Source organism: Enterobacter bugandensis, from assembly GCF_900324475.1.
In the GTDB taxonomy this organism is placed as follows: Bacteria; Pseudomonadota; Gammaproteobacteria; order Enterobacterales; family Enterobacteriaceae; genus Enterobacter; species Enterobacter bugandensis.
The window spans coordinates 4,626,995-4,647,275 of the sequence record NZ_LT992502.1 but is presented as its reverse complement, the minus strand read 5'-3'; the positions used below and the strand labels follow the sequence as shown (position 1 = coordinate 4,647,275).

Genomic DNA, 20,281 nt, shown 5'->3' with positions numbered 1-20,281 from the left:
CGTCGTGGTAACGAGGTCTTCAATTTCTGTTGGTACTGGCTGTTGCCATGTATTTTTTATAAAGCGAAATCTGTGCCAACTTTTAAAACACCCCAAAAAGGCGTTATCATGCGCACCATAGTGCAAAAGGGCTGCACCATGATGGATTTGTTGCACCAGTATAGTGCTTCAATGTGAACATTAAGCACCATATTGGTGCAATTTACGTTAAAGTGCCCTTTTACCGCTCCGTGAAAGCGATCACAAAGCATCTCTGCAATACTTGTTTGCGGGGGATGTTTGTGATCCTGTTTTGTAGTGCGATTAATCCGTGTACAATAACGCGCTATTTCTAAATGCCTGAGGCAAAGTTGTGATCGAAAATTTGCGTAACATCGCCATCATCGCGCACGTTGACCATGGTAAAACTACCCTGGTTGATAAGCTGCTGCAGCAATCCGGTACGTTTGATGCGCGTGCCGAAACCCAAGAACGCGTGATGGACTCCAACGATTTGGAGAAAGAGCGTGGGATTACCATCCTCGCGAAAAACACCGCGATTAAATGGAATGACTACCGTATCAACATCGTTGATACCCCAGGGCACGCCGACTTCGGTGGTGAAGTTGAACGTGTAATGTCCATGGTAGACTCCGTTCTGCTGGTCGTTGACGCAATGGATGGCCCAATGCCACAGACGCGCTTCGTGACCAAAAAAGCTTTTGCCCATGGTCTGAAGCCAATCGTTGTTATCAACAAAGTTGACCGCCCTGGCGCGCGTCCTGACTGGGTTGTTGACCAGGTCTTCGACCTGTTCGTTAACCTCGACGCGACCGACGAGCAGCTGGACTTCCCTATCGTTTACGCCTCTGCGTTGAACGGTATCGCAGGTCTGGACCACGAAGACATGGCTGAAGACATGACCCCGCTGTATCAGGCGATTGTTGACCGTGTGCCTGCGCCAAACGTTGACCTGGAAGGCACCCTGCAGATGCAGATCTCCCAGCTCGACTACAACAACTACGTTGGCGTAATCGGCATTGGCCGTATCAAGCGCGGCAAAGTGAAGCCTAACCAGCAGGTCACTATCATCGATAGCGAAGGCAAAACCCGTAACGGTAAAGTCGGTAAAGTCCTGACTCACCTGGGTCTTGAGCGTATCGAGAGCGACATCGCTGAAGCGGGCGACATCATCGCGATCACCGGTCTGGGTGAGCTGAACATCTCCGACACCATCTGCGATCCGCAGAACGTCGAAGCGCTGCCAGCCCTGTCCGTTGATGAACCAACCGTATCCATGTTCTTCAACGTCAACACCTCTCCGTTCTGTGGTAAAGAAGGTAAGTTCGTTACCTCTCGTCAGATCCTTGACCGTCTGAACAAAGAGCTGGTGCACAACGTTGCGCTGCGCGTTGAAGAAACCGAAGACGCTGATGCATTCCGCGTTTCCGGTCGTGGTGAGCTGCACCTGTCTGTTCTGATCGAAAACATGCGTCGTGAAGGTTTCGAGATGGCGGTTTCCCGTCCGAAAGTAATCTTCCGCGAAATCGATGGCCGTAAACAAGAGCCGTTCGAAAACGTAACGCTGGACGTAGAAGAGCAGCACCAGGGTTCTGTGATGCAGGCGCTGGGCGAGCGTAAAGGCGACCTGAAAAACATGAATCCAGACGGCAAAGGCCGCGTACGTCTCGACTACGTGATCCCAAGCCGTGGCCTGATCGGCTTCCGTTCTGAGTTCATGACCATGACCTCCGGTACCGGCCTGCTGTACTCCACCTTCAGCCACTACGACGACGTTCGTCCGGGCGAAGTGGGCCAGCGTAACAACGGCGTACTGATCTCCAACGGTCAGGGTAAAGCGGTTGCGTTTGCGCTGTTCGGTCTGCAGGATCGCGGTAAGCTGTTCCTGGGTCACGGTGCTGAAGTTTACGAAGGCCAGATCATCGGTATTCACAGCCGTTCTAACGACCTGACGGTAAACTGCCTGACCGGTAAGAAGCTGACCAACATGCGTGCGTCCGGTACTGACGAAGCAACGGTTCTGGTTCCACCGATCAAGATGACCCTGGAGCAAGCTCTGGAGTTCATTGATGATGACGAACTGGTAGAAGTGACTCCACAGTCAATTCGTATCCGTAAACGTCACCTGACCGAGAACGATCGTAAACGTGCTATGCGCGGTGCGAAAGAAGACTAATACGGTCAATCCGTAGTAAAAAAAGCCGCTGAGAAATCAGCGGCTTTTTTATTAGAACGAATAACGTAACCCCAGGCGGATCCTGTACTGCTCGCGGTTGTAATCATTCCATCTGTCCAGCCACTGCAGCTCAAGATACGGCAGCCAGTTTCTGTCGATCTTATAGCTGAACTTGTTGGTAATTTCCCAGTGATGGTCTTTGCCATTTTTGCTGTGGTAATCATTTATCCGCTGGAAAAAATGCGGCTCAAAGGTGTAGAAAAACGCATCCGTCACCTTGAAATTCCAGTAGTTGGCAAATTCGTGCGTGTCGTTCTTATCCATCTGCCCGTTATAGTCCGGCGTATCGTAATTGTTATGGTTATAGCGATAGCGGAACGTCAGATTAAACCCGTCCGTGAATTTATAGTTGGTATCTAAATAAACCGCGCCACCCGAACCGGCGCTGCTGTCGTTGATCAACCCGCCCGGCTGGAAGGTGAGTTTGTCGGTCGGTTTAAAGAGCGGATACCACCCCTCTATTTCGTTATAGCTGTGCTTGAGCTCATCCCACCTCCCCACGTTGTAGGCGTTGGTGAACATCAACCCCGCGCCCATATCGAAGTTATAGCCAGCACGCAGGATCACTTCGTGCAGCTCAGAGGCCGTATTGTAGGCTTCACGGGTTTCGACATAGGCCCCGGCGAATACCGGGCAGGACACAGACGACACGATCAGTACAGTGATGATTCTTTTCATAATTTGTCCATGTATCAGGTACAGAAAGGCCTCCCTCCTGATGAACAGGAAGGAAATACGGGCCGAATTTATTGTTATAAAGTGACTGCTGACGCTTTATTGTTGGGTGTTATCTCAGGGGTATTCGCTGACTGTTTTTTCCGTTTTCCAATCTCCTCGATAATAAAGGCGAAGCGCGCTTCGTTGAGTTTATAAAACAGCCCCATGGTCACGGCGGCGACGATTGCCAGGGCGCACGGCCAGAGGAAAATAAGCTGACGCAAACCCAGCAGCGTGCCCGCGCTCTGCACGGCATGAGGAACGTAACCGATCTGGGTCAGCATGATGCCGGGCAGGAAGCCGGCGAGAGCGGCGGAGATTTTGCGCGAGAAGGTGTAGCCGGTGTAAACCGATCCCTCGGCGCGAATGCCGGTTTTCCACTCGCCGTAATCAACGGTATCCGGCACCAGCGCCCAGTTCAGGCTGTTCACAAACGCGGTGCCGAAAAAGGCCATGCAGGAAAAGAGAACAAACAGCAGGGAGCTGGTTCCCCAGAAGAAGTTCAGCACGTCGCCCACCGCCCACAGCGCCAGCCCGCCCAGATAGACGGGCTTCTTGCCAAAGCGCTTCACCGCGCCGGGCACCAGAAACACGCCAATCAGAATGCAGCCCATGCTGAAAAAGCCCATCCACGACAGCAGATGCAGATCGTTCAGCACGTACTGGGTGTAATAGACCTGAATCGCCAGCTTGATGTTGAACGCGGCGAGAGTACACAGGTTGGCAATGCACAGCACCAGCAGCGGCGGATTGCGAAAAATCGCGCAGAACGATTTCAGAATGCCGGGCTTATGGTGATCGGGCGTTATCTCGACATAGCGCTCTTTCACCCCGCTGTAGCACCACCACATGCAGAACAGGCCGCCGGTGACGAACACCAGCGCAGCCACCAGATAGCCGAGGGAGGGCTGGTGGACGAACAGCGCCTGAATGGGCATAAAGCCGACGGTGCAGAGCAACAGCCCCACCGTGGCGCCGCCCTGTCGCCACGCCGCCAGCTGCGCGCGCTCGTTCGGGTTTTTGGTGATGGCAGGGACCATCGCACCGTAGGCACAGTTCATCAGGCTGTAGCAGAGCCCAAACATCATGAAGAGCACGGTGGCGAGCGCCGTTTTGACCGTCAGGCTAAAGTCGTTGGCCATAAACTGCGCCGTCGCGACCAGCGCCACCGGGACGGAGGCGTAAAGTATGAATGGCCGGAACTTCCCCCTCGGGCCAATGTTACGCCGGGAATCCAGCAGCACGCCGGTCAGCATGTCGGTGAACGCGGTAAAAAACTTCGCCACCAGGAAAATAATGCCTCCGTAGAACGCGGGCATCCCCAGTTCATCGGTGTAAAACTTCAGCAGGTACAGCGTGCCAATACAGAGCATCAGGTTCGAGCCAAAATCGCCCATCCCGTAGGCGCACTTCTCTCGCAGGCTCAATTTCAGGGTTAACGGATCAGTATTGTATGTCATGGTCGATCCTCAGAGCGCCCCGCAGGGCGCTCTATCACGTCATTTAGGCCGTACGTTTGCGCAGTTCGATCTCTTCCACGATGCGCACATACATCTTCTCGTTGAGGTTGTAGAAGCAGCCCATCGCCACGATGGTGATGACCGCCAGCAGGCTCGGGTAGATAAATATCAGCTGCCGCAGCCCTTCAACCGTCCCGGCGGACTGCACCACGTTCGGTACGTAGCCGATCTGGGTGAGCATGATCCCCGGGAAGAAGCCGGCCAGCGCCTGGGATACCTTCCTGAAGAAGGTAAAGCCGGTGTAGACCGTCCCTTCGGAGCGCACGCCGGTGCGCCACTCGCCGTATTCCACGGTATCGGACACCAGCGCCCAGTTCAGACTGTTCACGAACGCGGAGCCGAAGAACGCCAGGCAGGAAAACGCCACAAAGCTCACCGAGCCGCCGCCGAAGAAGTAGTTGAGCAGATCGCCCGCCACCCAAATTGCCAGCCCGCTGATATAGACCTTTTTCTTGCCGAAGCGCCGCACCGCGCCGGGCATCATAAAGACGCCGATAAAAATACAGCCCATGCTGAAGAAGCCCATGTACGACAGCAGGATCGGGTCGTTCAGCACGTACTGCGTGTAGTAGACCTGAATGGCGAGCTTAACGTTAAACGCGCCCAGCGTGCACAGGTTCGCGATACACAGGATAAACAGCGGACGGTTCCCGGCAATAGCGCGAAACGACTGCAGCAGCCCCGGCTTTTGCGCCGGGTTAGCAGGCTGCGTCTCGACGTAACGCTCGGTAACGCCCTTATAGCACCACCACATAAAGAACAGCCCGAACAGCGAGAAGAGGGTGGCGGCAAAGATGTAGCCAAGCTGGTCGTTACCCTCAATCAGGTTCATCACCGGGACAAAGCCCACTGTACAGAGCAGCAGGCCGAGCGTGGCGCCGCCCTGACGCCAGGCCGCCAGCGAGGCGCGCTCGTCCGGGTTTTTGGTGATGGCGGGCACCATCGCGCCGTAGGAGCAGTTCATCATGCTGAAGAACAGGCCGTACAGCATGAACAGCACCGTCGCCATCACCGTTTTGCCGGTCATCTCAAATGGCGTACCGACGAAGTTGGCAATCGCCAGTAAGGTCACCGGGAAGGCGGCATACAGCACGAACGGGCGGAATTTCCCTTTCGGGCCGATCTTGCGCCGGGAGTCGAGCATGATCCCGGTGCCCATATCGGTGAAGGCGGTAAAAAACTTCGCAATCAGGAAGATAATCCCGCCGTAGGTGCCGGGCAGCCCCAGCACGTCGGTGTAAAACTTCAGCAAATAGAGCGTGCCGATATCCAGCAGGATGTTAGAGCCGAGATCGCCCATCCCGTAGGCGAGTTTTTCTTTAAACGGCAGGCGTAGGGTTGCCGGATCGGAAGTATGTTGACTCATTATTGTTCTCCGTCTGCCCGCAGGTTTCCCTGCGGGCGAGCCTTATCAGATATCACGTAAGGTGCTAAACAGATCTGCCCATTCGCTGTGCTGGCGATAGAAGACCGGCGGCTTGCCGATCGGGGCATCAACGGTCACGTCACCGCCCTGGCAGGTTTCCCCGGTCCACGCATTGACCCAGCTGTCCTGTGGCAGATAGAGCGACCAGTCCCGGCGGCCCTCTTCATGAACCGGTGCCACCAGCAGATCGCGGCCAAACAGGTACTGGTATTTCAGCGTGTAGGCGCGCGCGTCGTCCTCGTAGTGCAGGAACAGCGGACGCATCACCGGCAGGCCGCTTTTCGCGTTCTGCGCAACCGCAGCTTTGATGTACGGCTTCAGGGTGGTGAAGACGGTGGTCATGCGCGCGAAGTGCGCGATGGTTTCCGCATCGCCGTCGAACTGCCAGTTGTCGCCAGGGCGGTTGCCCTCGTGGGTACGCATCATCGGCGTAAAGGCGCTGAAGTCGCACCAGCGCAGCAGCAGCTCCTTGCTGCGCTTCATCTCGAACAGGGTGGTATAGCCGCCGATGTCGCTGTGGTGCAGGCCGTGCCCGGTCATCGCCAGCGACAGCGCCGCAGGGATGACGGACGCCAGACCGTCGTCCAGGCTCCAGTCAACGTTCTGATCCCCCGCCCACATCATCACCGAGTGCTTCTGGCTGCCGGTGTAGCCCGCGCGCATGAAGAACAGGATCTCCCCGAGCTTGCCGGTCTCCTGGAGCGCCTCGTAGTTACATTTCGCCCACAGGGCAGGCCAGGCGTTATGCATGATCTCCGCGCTCACGCCGTTGTGCAGGAAGGTATCGGTCGGCAGATATTCCCCGAAATCGGCCATCCAGCCGCCGCAGCCCAGTTCGATCAGGTTCTTTTTAATGACCTCTTTGTACCAGCCGTAGGCTTCCGGGTTGGTCAGGTCGATAACGCCCGCGTAGAACTCGCCGAACTCAACGTGGTAGTCCTCTCCGTCGGCGTTTTTGGTCAGATAGCCGCGTTTCGCCGCCTCTTCACAGAGATCTTTATCGCTGGCCACGTACGGGTTGATATAGGAGAGGAACTGTACGCCTTCCTGCTTCCACTGCCCGATCCGCTCATCAAGCTTCGGATAGAGCGCGCTGTTCCACTTCCAGTTCCACATCACGCGTTTGCCGAAGGAGGTCATGCGGATGCCGGACCAGTCCTGCGCCCAGATGCCGTTCACCTTCACGCCGCCCTCGCGCATGGCGTCGAGCTTCTGCTGGCACACCTCGGTGCCGCCCTGGATGCCCAGCGTCACGCCGTCGTAAACCCAGTCCGGCAGCTCCGGCTGACGTCCCAGCAGGCCGGTCAGTTTTTCCAGCAGATCGACGTACGTTTCCGCACATTCGAAGCGCAGCGTGGCGTTATCTTCCCAGAACGCCAGCTCGTGGAAATCCGGGGCGCTGAAGTCAAAGTTCATGTAGCAGCTGTTATCCACGTGGCAGTAGTACTTCTGGGTGCTCACGAAGGTAGGCTGCGGGAAGAAGGTCCAGTAGTAATCGCCGCCCGCGTTCTCTTTGCAGTCGGCCTGCCAGGTGACGTAGGTCTGCTTGTTGCGGCCCACGCCCTGCTCGCTGGTCCACAGCGGGAACGGCTTGCCGCGCAGATCGAAATACGAGAACTGCTCGCCGCAGCCGTAGATATGATCTTCCGGCTGCGCCGCCAGCCGCAGCCAGATGCGGTTGTGGCCGGGAGCATCATTTTTCAGCTTCAGCTCCAGACGGCCTTCCGCATCCACGCCCACCAGCAGCGTCGCGCTTACCGCATCGCCGCGGGTAAAGCGGATGGCCCAGCCCACGCTTTGCTGCGTGACGGTCGCGTTCGTCAGGGCAATCTTTTCGTTGAGCTTGTCTTTAATGCTGAAGTTGCCGCGAAACATCTCGATATCGGCCTCGCCTGCGCCGATCCACAGGCAAGGCGCTTCTTCAGAGTGGGACAAAATCAAGCGATCCTGCCAGCGCAGGGTGAAGCCACGTTCGTTATTTTTCAGGTCAATATTGTGTAGGGTACGCATAAAAACTCCGTCTTTATTATTTGGCCTGGCTGTCCAGCAATCCGGCGGCGACGGCAGGCGCTAAGCCCGGCGCCAGCGGCAGGCGGGGGATCACCAGGCAGTGCAGCAGATGGTAAATATCCTGCTTGCCGTCCCAGACTTTGGTGGTCACTTCGTTATTGGTGTCCAGCTCCTGCCACCAGGAACCGTTTTCGTAATCCATCAGGTACTTGATGCAGTAATCCCACCACTTCTGATACCAGGCTTCGTACTGCGCCTCGCCGGTCACGGTATAGAGGGCATAGGCCGTGCCCATCGCCTCGACGATTGGCCAGCGCACGCGTTCCCGCACGATAGGCTTGCCGTCCCAGCCCACGGAGTAGACAAACCCGTCGGCGCCGTCGGGTGCCCAGGCGTCGCGGATGGTGGCGTGGAACAGGCCTTTTGCATCTTCCAGCAGCCACTCCGGCGGGGTTTCAAAGCGCGCTTCCAGCGCGGCGCGCAGATGCAGCATCAGGCGGCCCCACTCAATCCAGTGTCCCGGCGTGCCGCCGTAGGCGCGGAAGCGGTGAGCAGGGTTATCGATGTTGTAATCGCGGATCGGGTTCCAGTCGGTGTCGAAATGCTCGTTAACGCGATACTCACCTTTGCGCGCCACGTCGTGAATAATCACCGAGGCGATGCGCAGGGCGCGGTCGAGCCACTTACGGTCATGGGTTACGTCATAGACAATCAGGAAGGCTTCCACGGCGTGCATGTTGGCGTTACCGCCGCGGTAATCTTCCGTTTTGCTGAAGGCTTCATCCCAGGACTCGAGGCACATTTGCTCCTGTTCGCTCCAGAAGTAGCGCTCAATCACCTCGATGGCATCGTCCAGCAGCCTCCGCGCCTGCGGGTGTCCGGTGGTGACGGCGCTCGCTGCACCCAGCAGGACGAAGAAGTGCTGATAGCCCTGCTTGGAGGCGTCAATGACGCCCTCATCGTTTACGCAGGCGTACCAGCCGCCGTGCTGCTTGTCGCGCAGCGGACCGTTGAGGACATTAATGCCGTGTTCAACCAGAGCATACGCGCCGGGACGGCCCATGTTCGCCGCCACCGCGTATACGTGCAGCATGCGGGCGGTGATCCAAAGATGGGTGCCCATATCGCTGCGAACCTGCCCGTTATTGCCCAGCCAGCCAAAGCCGGTCGGCACGGCGGCGTTTTTGCCGAAATCAAGAATGCGGTCGGTCTCTTGTTCGAGCCAGCGGTTGTGGCTCAGGGTGTTAAACCATTTCATGTTCGGGTCCTTTCTTAACGGCGAGCCATCATTTCGTCGACAATCTCACCCAGACGCTGAAGTTTTGGTACGGAAATATCACGCAGCATCAGCTCGGTATCCGGCAGGCCAATCACCGAGGACCAGACGGCGCGACCGGCTAAAAAGCCCGATGCCCCAGCCTGCATCGCCACGCTCACGGCGCGCGGGAACAGCTTATCGTCCACGCCGGAGGAGAGGATCACCCACGGCATAGCGATGTTCTCGTTCAGCTTCTGCGAGGCCGTCAGCAGTTCCTGCTGGGTGCCCTTACCAAACAGCGGCATCTCCACCTTGTAGAGGTCGGCACCGCTGTCGCCCAGCTCTTTAGCCGCATCGATAATCGCCTGTTCGCGGTTAAATTCGGCTCCGCGACGCGGCGGACGCACCACCGGCTCGATAATGCTCAGCAGCCCGTTGTCGTGGCACAGCGTATTGAATGCTTTAACCATCTCCAGGCGCTGCTGCGGATCTTCATCGCTACGCCACAGCACCAGCAGCTTGAGCGCCTTGCCGCCGTCGCGTTTGACCACCTGCGCGTCGATGCTTTTGTCGATCACCACGCTGTCGACCGGAATACCGTTCCCCGGAATAAACTCGTCGGCCGCCACAATCATCGCGCAGCTGTTGGCTACGGCCTGCTGCTCCACAATCTGGCGATAGCAGAACTGCTGGTCGACGAGAATGGCAGAGGCGTACGGCGACAGAATCTTCGCCGCGTTGACCTTAAAATCCGTCAGGTGCTGGTCGGTTACCGGCACCGGCGCGCCTGCGGCGGCAAACATCAGGCGCATCGCTTCGCGCTGATCCACGGCCAGCATTGCAAAACCGCCGGAAGGTCGGGTGATATCTTTCAGGGTGTACATCGTCATTCCTCAGTCCTTTCGTATCAGTGTGATTTTTTCAGCCCGGCAGATGCGCGAACCTGTTCAAGAATGGCCGTCCAGTCTTCGCGCCCGCGCCCGGCGGCGCGAGCCTGGTTGTAAACTTCGCGGGACGCCGCGCCCAGCGGCATCGGAACGTGGAGCTGGTTAGCCACGTCCAGGGCGATCCCCAGATCTTTATGCGCAAGGTCGATCATGAAGGCGGGTGAAAGATCGCCTTTCAGCACCTTGTTCGGCCATGAGGTGGTGAAGTGGCCTTTACCCGCCGGCGTGCCGCTCATCACCTTCAGCGCCACGTCAAAGGAGAGGCCAAGCGCTTCACACAGCACGGCCGCCTCCGCCGAGAGGGCGTTCAGGGCGATGCTCATGAAGTTATTGATAAGCTTTACGCGGATGCCCATGCCCGGCCCGCCGGCGTTAATCAGCTCATTGCCCATCGCCATTAAGACGGGGGTGGCGCGTTCCACCTGCTGCGCGGTGCCGCCCGCCAGCAGAAGCAGCGTGCCGGCGATGGCATGGTCAGACGTGCGTCCCACGGGCACGTCCATCAGGCTGAAGCCGCGCTCAGCCATGTCGCGGATCAGCGCGTCGGTTTGCAGCGGGTGGATGGTGGACATATCAATCACCTGCGCGTCGCGGGATAACCCTTCGCACACGCCGTGCTCGCCGAACAGCACGCTGCGCACCAGGTCGCCGTTTGGCAGCATGGTGATGACGAATTCGGCATCCGTTGCGGCCTGAGCGGGCGTAGCCGCCGCCCGTGCGCCGCTCTCCACCAGCGCCTGAACCGCCTGCGGGTTCACGTCAAACACGTTAAGCTGGTGGCCTTGCTTTAACAGATTCTTCGCCATTGGCGCGCCCATCTGCCCTAAACCGATAAATGCGATTGCTGACATTCCTCTCTCCTGTCACATCGTGTCAATTTCTGCGCGTTTGTGTTGTCTGTTTTTGATCGTATTTGTAATTTATAGTCAAAAAATTGACACGGGTCACTTTTTAAACATTTGGTGAAATTAAAATGAAGGCATCAGAAATCGCAGAAGGAATCACCATGACTCGCATCGTTTGTGTCGGCATTACCGTGCTGGATCGCATCTGGTATCTCGATGATTTACCTAAGGAAGGTGGGAAATATGTCGCAAAGGACTATACGGAAGTGGGGGGCGGCCCGGCGGCCACGGCGGCGGTGGCCGCGGCAAAACTGGGTGCGGAAGTGGATTTTATTGGCCGGGTGGGGGACGACGATACCGGCAGACGGCTGCTGGCGGAGCTGGAATCCCTGGGGGTGAACACCCGCTATACACGCGTGTTTAAAGGTGCCCGCTCGTCACAATCCGCGGTGCTGGTGGACGCAGGCGGAGAACGAGTGATTGCCAACTACCCCAGCCCCGATCTGCCCGCCGAGGCAGACTGGCTGCATGAAATCGACTTCTCGCAATGGGATATCGTGTTAGCAGACGTGCGCTGGCATGACGGGGCAAAACAGGCGTTTACCCTGGCCCGTCAGCAGGGCGTTCCTACTTTGCTTGATGCTGACGTTACCCCGCAGGACATCGCGGAACTGATAGCCTTAAGCGACCACGCGGCCTTCTCCGCGCCGGGCCTGCGGCGACTAACTCAGTTGGATAAAGCAGAAGATGCCCTTAAAAAAGCACAAACGCTCACAAATGGACATGTATATGTCACTCAGGGGCGAGACGGCTGCTACTGGCTGGAAAACGGCGCCTTGTGTCATCAATCCGGCTTTGAGGTGAACGTGGTGGATACCACCGGCGCGGGCGACGTTTTCCACGGCGCGCTGGCGTTCAGCCTGGGGCAGCAATCCACCGCCGCAGACGCCGTGCGTTTTGCCAGCGCCGTCGCAGCCCTGAAATGCACAAAGCCCGGCGGGCGCGCGGGTATACCCGACTGTGATCAAACCCGCTCTTTTTTGTCACTTTTTGTATAAAATGCGGAGCGTGATGGTTTTCAGAGGACAGCCCATGAGCCTTACCGAACTGACCGGCAACCCGCGTCACGATCAGCTGCTGACGCTGATTGCCGATCGCGGCTATATGAACATTGATGAACTGGCGCAGCTGCTGGACGTGTCGACGCAAACGGTGCGCCGGGATATCCGTAAGCTCAGCGAGCAGGGGCTGATCACGCGTCATCACGGCGGCGCGGGCAGGGCATCCAGCGTGGTGAACACGGCGTTCGAACAGCGCGAAGTGTCGCTTACCGAAGAGAAGCGGGCGATTGCCGAGGCGATTGCGGACTATATTCCCGACGGCTCAACTATTTTCATCACCATCGGCACGACCGTAGAGCACGTTGCCCGGGCGCTGCTTAACCATAATCATCTGCGCATCATCACCAACAGCCTGCGGGTGGCGCATATTCTGTATAAGAACCCGCGCTTTGAAGTGATGGTGCCGGGCGGCACGCTGCGCCCGCACAACGGCGGCATTATCGGGCCTGCGGCGACGGCGTTTGTGTCTGGTTTTCGGGCGGACTATCTCGTGACCAGCGTCGGGGCGATTGAGCACGACGGCGCGATGATGGAGTTTGACGTGAATGAAGCCAGCGTGGTGAAAACCATGATGGCCCACTCTCGCCACATTTTGCTGGCGGCCGATCATACGAAATTTAACGCATCCGCCGCGGTGGAAATTGGCAACGTGGCGCAGACAACGGCTCTTTTCACCGATGAGATGCCCGGCTCGGCGCTGCAAAATCATCTGAAATCCAGTAAGGTTGAAACGGTGCTGTCCTGTACCAGCGATGATATCGCCTGAAGCAAAAAGCCGCTGATTTCTCAGCGGCTTTTTTGTTATTTGAAGCTGTATTTTATTCCCAGCATTCCCTGCGTATCGCTGTAGCCTTTATCGCCAATCTGCTGTGCCACATTGCCCCAGACGCTAAGCTGCGGGGTAATCTGCCCCTCTACGCCCGTCTTTAACTCACCAATATTGCGCGTACCGCGCATCTCATTGCTGACGTCATCCATGCGGATGCGCGTGGTCTGGGTATTGTGGATCCAGTTCGCTTCAATAAACGGCTGGAAGGTGCGTGATTTAGCGTCATCCATCGCGTTATGTCCGCTGATATAGGCCTTCACGCCGAGACGCGTCATCAGGTTGCCCTGGGTTTCGTCTTTCACCCGCGTGCCGTTACGCTCGCGATGGTCGTCAGCCTGCACGTCCATCCAAACGGCCTGCGCCTTCGGCTGGATCCAGTAGCTGTTGCGGCCGCTTTCACCCACCTTAACGCTATAGCCCGCTTCGACAGAGGCGGTTATACCGCTGGAGCGATAACGCTCGGTCGCCTGGTCCTGCCCCATCACCTTATTGTCAAACCAGTTATACAGCACCCAGCTATCAACGTAGGTGCCGCTTTTATCGGCTTCGTTTGCGTACCAGGTACCGTACAGACCTACGCTATAGCCATTCACTTCGCCACGTGAGTGGTATCCGGTCAGGCTGGAAGCGCTCCGGCTCTGGCTGTTACCGTAGCCCGCCATCAGGCCAAGATGCCAGCGGTCCAGGCCATCTGTGCTCCATTGGGCGATATCGCCACCCAACTGCAGCACGTAACGGTTGGCTGTCGTTTTTAGCTGGCCGCTGCCGTCGTTGAAACGCGCATGCCCGCCGACGTTACGCATCCAAAGGCTCGTCACTTTTTGCTCGCCGGTGAGCATGTCGGTGTACTGCGTTTCACCCAGACGATCGTGCAGGCGGGTCATAAACAGCGTATTTGCCGCATAGCTGTTTGCCTGATAGCTGCCAAATTCTGGGCGATACTGATGCTCGCTTTTCGGCGGCGCAGGTGGCGGTACCGGTTCTTGCGGCGGAATCACCGGGTCGACGGGCGGATCTACCGGGACGACAGGCGGGTCGACAGGGTCAACAGGTGGATCCACCGGGTCAACAGGCGGGTCGACGGGGTCGACCGGTGGGTCTACCGGGTCAACAGGAGGATCTACCGGGTCGATCGGTGGGTCAACGGGTTCAGCCAGGCTGGTCAGAAACCAGTTCTTACCTTTCTGCACAACGTTATAGTCATAACCCCCGGCTACGATACGGCTGGCCTTCTCAAACGTTCCCTCCGAGTTGCCGCCAACGCTGACTATTTCAATCCCTTCAACGGTTTGTGCGCCTGCACCACCAATGTTGTTTACGTCAACCGCGGTACGACCGGATGTGTTTCCTTCAACAATCAGCCTGTCAGTTTCAGAGGTATCGTCAGACAGCACGGTATTGAAAACCAGCTTGCCGCCGTTGCCTGTGTAATCCTCGTTGATGGTCAGGGTTTGCCAGGCCGCGTCCTCAGCATGCTGGAAATTTATCGTGCCGCCCGCGTTCAGGGTCAGGCTGGTCAGCGTTGAGCTGTCGCGCATATTCCAGACGGCATCATTCATCGTAAGCGCGAGAGTACCGGTCCCGGCAGCGTTGCTTTCTATGTACGATGCTCCGTTCCACAGCGAGCTGTTACCCATTGTCAGCATAATGGTACTGTTTTGTGCCGGAAGGGTACTGTTGGCCGCGACGCCACCTGCGGCGAGGATATCGCCGTTAAGGAGGAATTTTCCGCCTGCAGAGGCATCAATAATTCCGCCATTGCTGGCGTTCAGGGCATAGCTACCCTGGTCGCGCTGGCCTGCGGTGGTAATGGTTGCCCCACCGTCGAGCGTTATCACGCCGCGTGACCAGGCATACATCCCGTGCGGTGCCTGGGCGGAGCTGCTGGTTTTCTCGCTGCTGTTGACCGCAATGGTGACGTTATCTCCCACATTTACCGCTGCTGTGTAAGCGTAGATGCCATGCGCGCTGGCACCGTTGGTGGTGATGGTCGCGCCTTCATCAAGGGTGATGGTTGACGAGCCGGTAGAGTACACGCCGGAGGCACTGGCTGCGTCGGTGGTAATGGTCGCTTTTTTTCCCAGCTCGATTCTGGAGGCAGAACCCGCATACAGGCCGTAGGCCGAAGTGCCAAACGTTTCGATGGTGGCCTCATCCCCCAGACGGACGGATGAGCCGCTCTGGTTGGTACGAATCCCCTCGGCGTAGGTACCCCGCGTCACAATATGCGCACGATCGCCGACGACAATGTTATTTTTGGCCTTCGAGGCATCATTCAGTGCATAGGCGCTAATACCGCGACCGGTACTGCCAGTGGTTTCGATATAGAGATCGTCACCCACATAAATATTGGCGGAGCCGAGAGAACCCTGGCTGAAGGAGCTGTACCCGGCATTGATGCCATCGCCGCTTTGGCCATTAACGTAAATGTGGGTGCGGTCGCCGGTAATGATAAACACCGGGTTATTCGGCGTGTTCATACCGTGGGTACGAATACCGTCGACATCTTTACCGTTATTGGCAGCCACTTTTGACTGGGTACGAATAGTCAGGTCGTCACCAAATATCACCCCCGGGCTGCCGGACGTGGAGTTCTGAATAACGGTCAAGGAGTGCTCAAAGGCTTCCGCCCCCGGCCCTTCGAGAGTGATCCCATCCCCGTAGACTGGAATATTGCCCGGGCTGTACTGGTAGACATAGTTAGGATTGCTGGTATTTTTGCTAAAGTTCGCGTTTGCCGTTGCAGGAATCAGCGCCTGTATTTCCGCAGGCAAATCCGTTACTGCTCCGGTGGCTGGTAAATTAGCAAAATCGATAACTGCAGCATTCGCGGTAAATAGCGCTGACGATAGTGCCAGCGAAATCGCAACGGCGACAGGTGAATGTTTCAATAAATATGGCATAACTGCCCCCTTTCTTTCAGGCGTAAAACATCCTCCACACCATTAAATGTGGGTATGTTAAGAAGTTGAAATTACAAAATAGAAACGAGTATTTTATGAATGCTGGTACCTAACTTCCTCTCTAATCGTATTTTATGAACGTAAATTTTTTTCACATCAACGCTGGTTGTTTTTATTATCTCCCGGAGGCACACCCCTGAAATAAGTCTGTTAAGTAAAGTGAATTCAACAGTGTTCAGGGTATTACCACGCCTGCTGCTCACTCGCCTGCCGGAAAAAAGATGGTTAATTTTTTCCTGCAATATAGCGTCATCGTCATCTGAATAAATAATTCCTTTTATTTCACTGTGGTGAGCGAAAAAGTAGTGAGCCAACGCCTCCAGTTTACGGTCCGCGATAAGCACGATGTGCATGTTGGTCATTGCCAGATGTTCAATCCATTGCGGATCGACAAGCAGGCGCAGGTTATACATCGCAAAATCTACAAAAATAAATCCGCGTAATAAATGATTCTTGTTCCCAGACAATATTTTATTTTCTACTGCAAGTTGCAGGAAATGATTTCCCACCGGCCAAACTGCGAAGGAGGCGCTGCCACAGTATTGTGAGCGCACCGTGTTATCCGGAAATAACTGACAGGACAATTCGCAGCTTATACAGCGGACAACCTTTCGCGACGATGTTATCATCCAGTCCACTCCTGTCTTATTTTCATTATCAATATTTCACTGCCTTTCAAATGTGTCAATCTTGAAACATATCCAGCGTTTCTGTCGTATTTATGAGAAATAATGCCAGAGAAAATAAATTCCTGGCTGTCTCTATTATTGCAGGCCGCAGACATAGCGACAGAACATTGATTGCCAGACCTTACCCAGGAATATTCATCAATCCATTAAGATTATTCGGCAAAAACAACCCCGGAAGGAAATTGACGAAATAGCACTAATAGCTAAAGATTCGTCACCTCGATCTGCCTGAACGTCAGTCTTTTCTCAACGTGTGGCTCAATATAATTATTTGACCTGGTGAAGTGTAATGAAATCTCATTATGTCCTTTTAGCTGAGGCTCACCTAAGAAAACTGACTTGTAATCAATTGAAAAATAATGCGATGTTTCTAATCTTAGGTACGGGTGTGTCGCGCTCTAATCCTTCTGACCTATACTGTTGTTAAATATACGTATGTTTTTTGGGTTTGTGGGGTTAAATATTGTTATTGCAGAGGAAAGTAAAATTGTATCTTATTAACAAGCTGGTCGAGTATGACCCGGAAAACAAAACCCTGGCGAATCATATTACCGGGCGCACGATACATTTGCAGCTTCCTGCCAATCTCTGCTTTCTTTATCTCGTTACCCATCCTGGCGAAATAATTTCGCAAAATCAGTTAATGGTGGTGGGATGGGGTGAGCGTAATGATGTCACCACACCGAATACCTTTTACCAGGCCATTTTGACATTGCGCAATGCGCTGGCTGAAGTGGGGTTACCGCGCGATACGGTAAAAACGATTTCGCGTCGCGGGCTGACGCTTTCCGAAGCCACCCAGGTTGAAGTATTTACCCCAACCGCTGAGCCGGTAATTGCCAGTGAAGACGCGGCAATAGCCGAGGGCACCGCGATGAAGAAGCCGGCGTGGTTAATAATAGCCACCGCTACGCTTTTTCTGATCGCGCTTATTAACGGGGTCATATTATATAAACATCACCAAAACATGCCGTTTAGTCACTACATTCCACTTTCAATGGGCAGCACGACCAACGCCTGCCAACTCTTTTATGCACCTAATGAACATATGCAGGACCATTACCTTCGCTTGTTAAAAAATTACCCCAGCCTGTGTGCCGGAAACCGATACGTTTTTCTCATCGGCTATAGTAAAACGGAGCGAATCGCGGCGTTTGTCTGTAATAACGATGCGCGACATGACGCGGCAGCGTTATGTACCACGCATTATTTTTGGGCGCATGAGCAATGATGACACTCGGGAATCGTATTATTTTGCTGGCGGCGTTGCTGGGGGCTGCTATTACCAGCGGCTGGTTAGCGTATTCGCATTTTTCGAGTGCGCCGATACGCTGTACAGGTGATGTGGAGTGGACGATTGGTAAAAACCGATTTGTAGGTACGGTTTCATGGCGAATGCAGCATCGGGAAGGGACCGCTGTCATTAACGGTAAACTGTTTGGTCACGTGGTTTCTGAAGTCAACCGCACCATCTATTTCCACTACAGCGATCACCAGAACGCGCGCGTATTAAATAACGATCGTATTGTTAAAACCTTCGCCGATAGTGCGGATGAGGCTGATATCAATGCAACGCTACCGGGTTTTTATCGCACGCCGGGAAGAGATCTGAGCCTGATGATTGATGAGTACCGTGGAGCGTGGCTTTTTGCCGCGTCAAACGTCCCTTCGCTGTACTGCCGTAAAAACGCGCCGTAAAAATCAATCGCACACCTTAGACGGCACGCATAGTCAAATCTCGTGATTCCCGCTACAGTTATCTCTCCACGGCGAAAGGAGATAAACATGCTTTATATCTTTGACTTAGGAAACGTAATCGTCGATATCGATTTTAACCGGGTGCTGGGTGCCTGGAGCGACTTTAGCCGTGTGCCGCTGGCGACGTTAAAGCAGGATTTCGCGATGGGTGAGACCTTCCATCAGCATGAACGCGGCGAGATTAGCGATGAAGAGTTTGCTGAACGCTTCTGCCAGGAGATGGGGCTTTCGTTAAGCTATGAACAATTTTCTCACGGCTGGCAGGCGGTATTTGTCGCGATCCGTCCGGAAGTGATCGACATTATGCACAAATTGCGCGAGCAGGGGCACCGGGTGGTCGTGCTGTCTAACACCAACCGTCTGCACACGACCTTCTGGCCAGAGGAATACCCCGAAGTTAAGGCGGCGGCAGATAAGATCTATCTTTCGCAAGAGATGGGTATGCGTAAGCCGGAAGCGCGAATTTATCAGGCTGTTTTGCAGGCAGAGGGATTCACCGCGGCCGATGCGGTCTTTTTCGATGACAACGCCGATAATATAGAGGGAGCTAACCAGTTGGGTATCACGTCAATTCTGGTGACCGGAAAAGAGACGATACCAAACTACTTTGCGAAGCAGTTATGCTAAAAACCGTTCATCAAAAAGCCACGCATCATACTCGCCCGCTGAGGGCCTGGCTGAAGTTGCTCTGGCACCGCATTGATGAGGACAACATGACCACGCTGGCGGGTAACCTCGCCTACGTGTCGTTGCTCTCATTAGTGCCGCTGGTGGCGGTTATCTTTGCGCTCTTTTCCGCTTTCCCGATGTTCGCGGACGTTAGCCTGCAGCTTCGCCATTTCGTCTTCGCGAACTTCATCCCGGCCACCGGGGATGTTATCCAGAACTACATCGAGCAGTTTGTTGCCAACTCCAGCAAGATGACGGCGGTGGGGGCGTGCGGCCTTATCGTCACCGCGCTGCTGCTGATGTACTCTATCGACAGCGCGCTTAACACCATCTGGCGAAGCAAAAAAATCCGTCCTAAGGTCTATTCCTTTGCCGTCTACTGGATGATTTTAACGCTGGGGCCGTTGCTGGCTGGGGCGAGCCTGGCAATCAGTTCGTATCTTCTCTCCTTGCGCTGGGCGAGTGATTTAAACAGCGTGATTGATAACGTGCTGCGTATTTTTCCGCTGATCCTGTCCTGGCTCTCGTTCTGGCTGCTCTATAGCGTTGTACCGACCACGCGCGTGCCTAACCGTGATGCGGTAGTTGGGGCGCTGGTGGCGGCAGTGCTTTTTGAACTAGGTAAAAAAGGGTTTGCCCTTTACATCACCATGTTCCCGTCTTATCAGCTGATTTACGGCGTGCTGGCGGTGATCCCCATTTTGTTTGTCTGGGTTTACTGGACCTGGTGTATCGTCTTGCTTGGTGCCGAAATAACTGTCACTCTCGGCGTATACCGCGAACTTAAAAAAGCAGCAGAAGCTGAAAAACAATTAGAAGCAGACCAACCATGATTGCATTGATACAGCGCGTAACCCGTGCCAGCGTCACCGTGGAGGGAGAGGTGACGGGTGAAATTGGCCCAGGACTTTTGGTGTTGTTAGGTGTCGAAAAGGATGATGACGAACAAAAAGCGAACCGCTTATGCGAGCGCGTGCTGGGCTACCGCATATTCAGCGATGCGGAAGGCAAGATGAATCTGAACGTCCAGCAGGCGGGCGGCAGCGTGCTGGTGGTTTCCCAGTTTACGCTGGCAGCGGATACCGAGCGCGGCATGCGCCCGAGTTTCTCTAAAGGCGCCGCGCCGGATCGTGCAGAAGCACTTTACGAATACTTTGTTGAGCGTTGTCGCCAACAGGAAATGAATACGCAAACCGGACGATTCGCTGCAGATATGCAGGTCTCGCTGGTGAACGATGGCCCCGTCACATTCTGGCTCCAGGTATGAGCCAACTGGCGGCGTGGCCGCGGGTA

Annotated in this window: 17 protein-coding genes; 8 read left to right on the top strand and 9 right to left on the bottom strand. The window is 55.4% G+C overall.

What is annotated here, in order from left to right:
• Positions 1-352: 352 nt before the first annotated feature.
• On the top strand, positions 353-2,176 hold the full coding sequence (gene typA / locus DG357_RS22535) for a ribosome-dependent GTPase TypA (protein ID WP_028014891.1): 1,824 nt from the start codon (positions 353-355) through the stop codon (positions 2,174-2,176).
• Positions 2,177-2,227: 51 nt separating this feature from the next.
• On the opposite strand, the gene ompL is transcribed toward typA, so the two are convergent.
• From ompL to yihU, 7 genes are all read right to left on the bottom strand, one after another.
• Positions 2,228-2,914 (bottom strand): porin OmpL, encoded by a 687-nt coding sequence (gene ompL / locus DG357_RS22530; RefSeq protein ID WP_045260222.1) that lies wholly within the window; start codon positions 2,912-2,914, stop codon positions 2,228-2,230.
• 74 nt (positions 2,915-2,988) lie between these two features.
• Positions 2,989-4,413, bottom strand: a complete 1,425-nt coding sequence (locus DG357_RS22525) for an MFS transporter (protein ID WP_088204718.1) — start codon at positions 4,411-4,413, stop codon at positions 2,989-2,991.
• A gap of 43 nt (positions 4,414-4,456) precedes the next feature.
• Complete coding sequence (locus DG357_RS22520; protein ID WP_022649848.1) at positions 4,457-5,839, bottom strand: MFS transporter; 1,383 nt, start codon at positions 5,837-5,839, stop codon at positions 4,457-4,459.
• A 45-nt stretch (positions 5,840-5,884) separates the two neighbouring features.
• On the bottom strand, positions 5,885-7,909 hold the full coding sequence (locus DG357_RS22515) for an alpha-glucosidase (protein ID WP_088204719.1): 2,025 nt from the start codon (positions 7,907-7,909) through the stop codon (positions 5,885-5,887).
• Between the two features lie 16 nt (positions 7,910-7,925).
• Positions 7,926-9,167 carry a sulfoquinovose isomerase gene (gene yihS, locus DG357_RS22510; protein WP_088204720.1) on the bottom strand — a complete coding sequence of 414 codons (1,242 nt, stop codon included), beginning with the start codon at positions 9,165-9,167 and terminating at the stop codon, positions 7,926-7,928.
• A 14-nt stretch (positions 9,168-9,181) separates the two neighbouring features.
• Positions 9,182-10,057 carry a sulfofructosephosphate aldolase gene (gene yihT, locus DG357_RS22505; RefSeq protein ID WP_088204721.1) on the bottom strand — a complete coding sequence of 292 codons (876 nt, stop codon included), beginning with the start codon at positions 10,055-10,057 and terminating at the stop codon, positions 9,182-9,184.
• Positions 10,058-10,074: 17 nt separating this feature from the next.
• Positions 10,075-10,965 (bottom strand): sulfolactaldehyde 3-reductase, encoded by an 891-nt coding sequence (yihU, locus tag DG357_RS22500; protein ID WP_063437451.1) that lies wholly within the window; start codon positions 10,963-10,965, stop codon positions 10,075-10,077.
• Positions 10,966-11,120: 155 nt separating this feature from the next.
• On the opposite strand from yihU, the gene DG357_RS22495 reads away from it, so the two are divergent.
• Positions 11,121-12,017: a sugar kinase gene (locus DG357_RS22495; RefSeq protein ID WP_088204722.1), complete on the top strand. Its 897-nt coding sequence runs from the start codon at positions 11,121-11,123 to the stop codon at positions 12,015-12,017.
• A gap of 34 nt (positions 12,018-12,051) precedes the next feature.
• Complete coding sequence (locus tag DG357_RS22490; RefSeq protein WP_088204723.1) at positions 12,052-12,846, top strand: DeoR/GlpR family DNA-binding transcription regulator; 795 nt, start codon at positions 12,052-12,054, stop codon at positions 12,844-12,846.
• A 35-nt stretch (positions 12,847-12,881) separates the two neighbouring features.
• On the opposite strand, the gene DG357_RS22485 is transcribed toward DG357_RS22490, so the two are convergent.
• Both DG357_RS22485 and DG357_RS22480 read right to left on the bottom strand, forming a co-directional pair.
• Positions 12,882-15,812 carry an autotransporter outer membrane beta-barrel domain-containing protein gene (locus tag DG357_RS22485; protein WP_088204724.1) on the bottom strand — a complete coding sequence of 977 codons (2,931 nt, stop codon included), beginning with the start codon at positions 15,810-15,812 and terminating at the stop codon, positions 12,882-12,884.
• Positions 15,813-15,883: 71 nt separating this feature from the next.
• The gene (locus DG357_RS22480) at positions 15,884-16,501 is read right to left on the bottom strand and encodes a transcriptional regulator (RefSeq protein ID WP_088204725.1); all 618 of its coding nucleotides are present in this window, start codon (positions 16,499-16,501) and stop codon (positions 15,884-15,886) included.
• 547 nt (positions 16,502-17,048) lie between these two features.
• On the opposite strand from DG357_RS22480, the gene DG357_RS22475 reads away from it, so the two are divergent.
• The 5 genes from DG357_RS22475 to dtd all read left to right on the top strand — a co-directional run bounded on the left by DG357_RS22475 (position 17,049) and on the right by dtd (position 20,255).
• Positions 17,049-17,792: a winged helix-turn-helix domain-containing protein gene (locus DG357_RS22475; protein WP_048959977.1), complete on the top strand. Its 744-nt coding sequence runs from the start codon at positions 17,049-17,051 to the stop codon at positions 17,790-17,792.
• Positions 17,789-18,259 (top strand): hypothetical protein, encoded by a 471-nt coding sequence (locus tag DG357_RS22470; RefSeq protein ID WP_028014878.1) that lies wholly within the window; start codon positions 17,789-17,791, stop codon positions 18,257-18,259. Before DG357_RS22475 ends, DG357_RS22470 begins: the two co-directional genes overlap by 4 nt.
• A gap of 87 nt (positions 18,260-18,346) precedes the next feature.
• On the top strand, positions 18,347-18,946 hold the full coding sequence (gene yihX / locus DG357_RS22465; protein WP_045260234.1) for a glucose-1-phosphatase: 600 nt from the start codon (positions 18,347-18,349) through the stop codon (positions 18,944-18,946).
• Entirely contained in the window at positions 18,940-19,821 is an 882-nt protein-coding gene (locus tag DG357_RS22460) for a virulence factor BrkB family protein (RefSeq protein ID WP_045260235.1), read from the top strand. Before yihX ends, DG357_RS22460 begins: the two co-directional genes overlap by 7 nt.
• Complete coding sequence (dtd, locus tag DG357_RS22455) at positions 19,818-20,255, top strand: D-aminoacyl-tRNA deacylase (protein WP_008501836.1); 438 nt, start codon at positions 19,818-19,820, stop codon at positions 20,253-20,255. Before DG357_RS22460 ends, dtd begins: the two co-directional genes overlap by 4 nt.
• Positions 20,256-20,281: the final 26 nt, after the last annotated feature.

Excerpts from the sequence above, each read along its gene's own strand:
- ompL (WP_045260222.1), bottom strand. The coding sequence starts at position 2,914 with ATGAAAAGAATCATCACTGTACTGATCGTGTCGTCTGTGTCCTGCCCG.
- DG357_RS22525 (WP_088204718.1), bottom strand. The coding sequence starts at position 4,413 with ATGACATACAATACTGATCCGTTAACCCTGAAATTGAGCCTGCGAGAG.
- DG357_RS22520 (WP_022649848.1), bottom strand. The coding sequence starts at position 5,839 with ATGAGTCAACATACTTCCGATCCGGCAACCCTACGCCTGCCGTTTAAA.
- DG357_RS22515 (WP_088204719.1), bottom strand. The coding sequence starts at position 7,909 with ATGCGTACCCTACACAATATTGACCTGAAAAATAACGAACGTGGCTTC.
- yihS (WP_088204720.1), bottom strand. The coding sequence starts at position 9,167 with ATGAAATGGTTTAACACCCTGAGCCACAACCGCTGGCTCGAACAAGAG.
- yihT (WP_088204721.1), bottom strand. The coding sequence starts at position 10,057 with ATGACGATGTACACCCTGAAAGATATCACCCGACCTTCCGGCGGTTTT.
- yihU (WP_063437451.1), bottom strand. The coding sequence starts at position 10,965 with ATGTCAGCAATCGCATTTATCGGTTTAGGGCAGATGGGCGCGCCAATG.
- DG357_RS22495 (WP_088204722.1), top strand. The coding sequence starts at position 11,121 with ATGACTCGCATCGTTTGTGTCGGCATTACCGTGCTGGATCGCATCTGG.
- DG357_RS22490 (WP_088204723.1), top strand. The coding sequence starts at position 12,052 with ATGAGCCTTACCGAACTGACCGGCAACCCGCGTCACGATCAGCTGCTG.
- DG357_RS22485 (WP_088204724.1), bottom strand. The coding sequence starts at position 15,812 with ATGCCATATTTATTGAAACATTCACCTGTCGCCGTTGCGATTTCGCTG.
- DG357_RS22480 (WP_088204725.1), bottom strand. The coding sequence starts at position 16,501 with ATGATAACATCGTCGCGAAAGGTTGTCCGCTGTATAAGCTGCGAATTG.
- DG357_RS22470 (WP_028014878.1), top strand. The coding sequence starts at position 17,789 with ATGATGACACTCGGGAATCGTATTATTTTGCTGGCGGCGTTGCTGGGG.
- yihX (WP_045260234.1), top strand. The coding sequence starts at position 18,347 with ATGCTTTATATCTTTGACTTAGGAAACGTAATCGTCGATATCGATTTT.
- DG357_RS22460 (WP_045260235.1), top strand. The coding sequence starts at position 18,940 with ATGCTAAAAACCGTTCATCAAAAAGCCACGCATCATACTCGCCCGCTG.
- dtd (WP_008501836.1), top strand. The coding sequence starts at position 19,818 with ATGATTGCATTGATACAGCGCGTAACCCGTGCCAGCGTCACCGTGGAG.